The sequence below is a fragment of the Streptomyces sp. MK37H genome, assembly GCF_018035285.1.
GTDB classification, from domain to species: domain Bacteria; phylum Actinomycetota; class Actinomycetes; order Streptomycetales; family Streptomycetaceae; genus Streptomyces; species Streptomyces endocoffeicus.
Genome location: NZ_JAAAYH010000665.1, coordinates 1 through 3,308 on the forward strand (window position 1 = coordinate 1; position 3,308 = coordinate 3,308).

The 3,308-nt window shown below is 71.3% G+C and carries 4 protein-coding genes; all 4 read right to left on the minus strand.

Features of this window, described 5'->3' with window-relative positions:
* Window positions 1-732, minus strand: a 732-nt coding sequence (locus GWI24_RS42360) for a PP2C family protein-serine/threonine phosphatase (protein WP_210951341.1), incomplete at its 3' end; no start/stop codon positions are given.
* Between the two features lie 102 nt (window positions 733-834).
* Complete coding sequence (locus GWI24_RS42365) at window positions 835-1,614, minus strand: IclR family transcriptional regulator (protein WP_210951342.1); 780 nt, start codon at window positions 1,612-1,614, stop codon at window positions 835-837.
* Between the two features lie 200 nt (window positions 1,615-1,814).
* Window positions 1,815-2,273 carry an SRPBCC family protein gene (locus tag GWI24_RS42370; RefSeq protein ID WP_020870151.1) on the minus strand — a complete coding sequence of 153 codons (459 nt, stop codon included), beginning with the start codon at window positions 2,271-2,273 and terminating at the stop codon, window positions 1,815-1,817.
* Window positions 2,274-2,365: 92 nt separating this feature from the next.
* Window positions 2,366-3,308: FAD-binding oxidoreductase (locus GWI24_RS42375; protein WP_210951343.1), on the minus strand; the 943-nt coding region annotated here is incomplete at its 5' end.

The following is a 3,308-nucleotide window of genomic DNA, read 5'->3' on the forward strand; positions in this document are numbered from 1 at the left end:
GACGAGCTCCATACGGCCCTCGCTGGGGTATCCGGCGACCACGGCGGTGACGAAGTCGTCCGGCGCCAGGTTGCGGGAAAGGCTGCGCTCGATCCTGGCGACGACGTCGAGCAGGTTCGGCTCGTCGTAGGCGGCCTCGCGGAAGACGCCGAGCACCAGCGCGGCGGTGCTCACCGCGGGCAGCCCCTTGCCGCGTACGTCGCCGACGATCAGCCGGACCCCGTGCGGGGTGGGCAGCAGGGCATAGAGATCGCCCCCCACCCGTGCCTCCGCGGCGGCGGCGCTGTAGCGGACCGCCACCTGGAATTGGCCGACCCGGGCGGGCACCGGTGTGAGCAGGGCGTTCTGGGCGGCCTCGGCGACCGAGCGGACGGCGGCGAGGACCTGCTCACGGCGTCTGCGCAGGGCGCTGGCCCCACAGCTCGCCAGGGCCACGGCGGCGGGCGTGGCTAGCAGGATCGCCTGGGTGCGCACCGATTCGTCGCCCTGGGTGCCCAGCAGCGCGCCCACCACCACGGCGAGCACCCCGATCCGGATCACTCCGTGCGGTCCGCAGTGGGCGGCGGCGAGCGCGGGGCCGACGGCGAGCAGTGGGAGCCAGGCCAGCCCCTCCGAGGTCACGAGGGCGAGCAGGGCCACCCCACAGATGATGATGACGGGGACCGCTTGGGCTATGAGCCCAGTGCCGTCCGGTCGGTCCGGGTCGTACGGGCGGAGTCGGGCCGGGAACATGAACTGCTTCGCTGCTCTCTCTCCACGGGGGCAAGTGATACCGAGGGTGTCCGTTTCATCCAGAGAAACAGCGATTCGATAGGTTCGGCAAGGCCCGCGTTTTCAGATAGTGAGCGAGAGGTTCCTGCTCACCCGGCTCGCCGTCGGCACCAGGCGGGTCCGGAACAGCTCACGGTGCGGATCCACCTCCATCAGCCGGGCGAGCCGGTCCGCCCGCAGTGAGATCCCGAGCGAGCCGAGCCGGTCCCCGTAGTAGATCGGCACCGCGAAGCAGACGGTGCCCAGGGCGTACTCCTCCAGGTCCGCGACCAGGGGACTCCCGGTCGGGGAGTCCAGGCGGCGCAGCAGATCGTCGGAGCGGGTGACGGTGCGCGGGGTGAGATCGACGAGCGGATGGCGGGAGAGATACTCGTGGCGAGCCTCGTCGTCCAGCTCGCGCAGCACGCATTTGCCCAGCGCGGTGGCGTGCCCGGCGTCCTCACACCCCACCCACAGGTCGACCCGGGGCGCCTGCGGGCCATCGACGATCTCCGCGATCCGGATCTCGCCCTCGTCGTAGAAGGTGAGATACGCGGCGGCCGAGAGCTCGTCGCGCAGCGCGGCCAGGGTGGGCCGGACCCGGGAAAGCATCGCCTGCTCACGGCTGCCGGACTCGAGGGCGCGCAGCTTGTCGCCGATCACGAAGCCGCCGTCGTCCAGCCGGGACACATAGCCCTCGTGGGCCATAGTCCGCAGCAGGTGGTACGTGGTCGCGAGCGGCAACCCGGTCTCCCGGGCGAGCCGCTTGGCCGTCGCACCGCCCTCATGCGCGCCCACTGCCTCCATCAACCGGAAAGCCCGCTGAACGGATGAGATCAGTGTAGGCGCCGTTTGAGCACCCATATATCCAGCTTGCTCCTTATATGGCCTGATGAGCAACATCTGATCTCGCTGGATCTGATCTCCACGGAGACGCCCGTGAGGGCGCCGACCGGTGCGGTCGGCGCCCTCACGGGCTTGCTGACTCGTCCTCGCGGACGTCCCTCGCGGGCTTATGGATCGGTTCGGATCGGTTCGGATCGGTTCGGTTCGGTGCGCAGCGGTCAGCCGGGGGAGATCCGGCCGCGCCAGGCGCCTTCCGCCTCACCGCGGTGCTCGATGAAGTCCTTGAACCTCCGCAGGTCCCCCTTCACCCGCCGGTCGAGCGTCCCGGTCATGTCCGCGGCCTTCTCCGCCATTCCGCTCGGCTCGAAGACCAGGGCCAGATTGACCCGGGTGTGGCGCTCGTCCACGGGCTCGAAGGTGACCAGGCCCTGCTGCTGGACATCACCGGAGGTGGTGCGCCAGGCGATGCGCTCGTCGGGAAGCTGATCCACGATCTCGGTGTCGAACTCCCGGTGCACACCGGCAATGGAGGTCGCCCAGTGGTTATGGCGATCGTCCACCTGGGTGACCTGGTCCACGCCTTCCATGAACCTCGGGAACTCGGTGAACTGGGTCCACTGGTTGTACGCGGTGTGGAGCGGAACCCCAACCTCGACGGACTCCCGCACGGTGCTCATCGGTGACTCCTTTCGACGTTGTCGCGTCGCGCACCACGGCGAGTTTCCGAGACCGCCGAGCCGAAACATGAGCAGTCGGGGGCAGAGTCTGATCAGCGCAGGGGGTGCAGCGGGGCCAGTTCGGCCGGGGAGGTGCCCGTCGCGATGGCGTCCGCCAGCAGCCGTCCGCTGAGCGGGCCGAGCGCCACGCCCCACATGCCGTGGCCGCCGTTGACGTAGACGCGCGGCGAGCCGGTCGGGCCGATCAGCGGCAGCCCGTCGGGGGTGCAGGGGCGGGCGCCGACCCAGGTGTCCGTACGGGCCTCCCAGTCGATGCCCCGCAGCAGCGGACGGGCCGCCGCGATGATCGCCTGTATGCGGCGCGGGTCCACCGGCCGGTCCGCGGGGGCCAGCTCCATCATTCCGGCGACTCGCACCCGGCCCTCGCCCAGCGGGGTGCAGACCACCTTCTGGGCGGCCAGATATGTGGGACGGGTGGGGGCGCCCTCGGCCGGGACGCTGAAGCTGTAGCCGCGTCCGGCCTGGACCGGCACCCGGACCCCGAACGGGCGGACCAGCCGGTCCAGCCAGGCGCCGGTGGCCACGACGGCGACGTCCGCGCGGAGTTCGCCCCCGGAGGTGGTGACGGCCACGCCCGCCGGCCCGAGGTCCCGGATACCGGACACCTCCGTCCGCTCCAGGATCTCGCCGCCGCGCTTGCGCACCGCGTCGGCGAGGGCGCGGACGAAGTTCCCGGGGTTGAGATAGCGCTGGCCGTGGAGTTCCACGGCCGCCCCGATGCCGTCGCCGAGCGCCGGTTCCAGCGCCCGGGCCCGGTCCCCGTCGATCCGCTCGTACGCGATCGTGAAACCGGCCGCGCGGGCGTGCTCCAGCTCCTCGACCATCGCGGCGCGCTCTGCCGCGGTGCGGAAGGCGATCAGACAGGGTTCGGCGGGCCGGGTCGGCTCTGCGACGCCGTCCGCCGCGAGGGCGTCGTACGCGTCCAGCGCATGGCGGTTCAGCGTGGCGAACGTGGCGGCCAGGACCCGCCAGCGG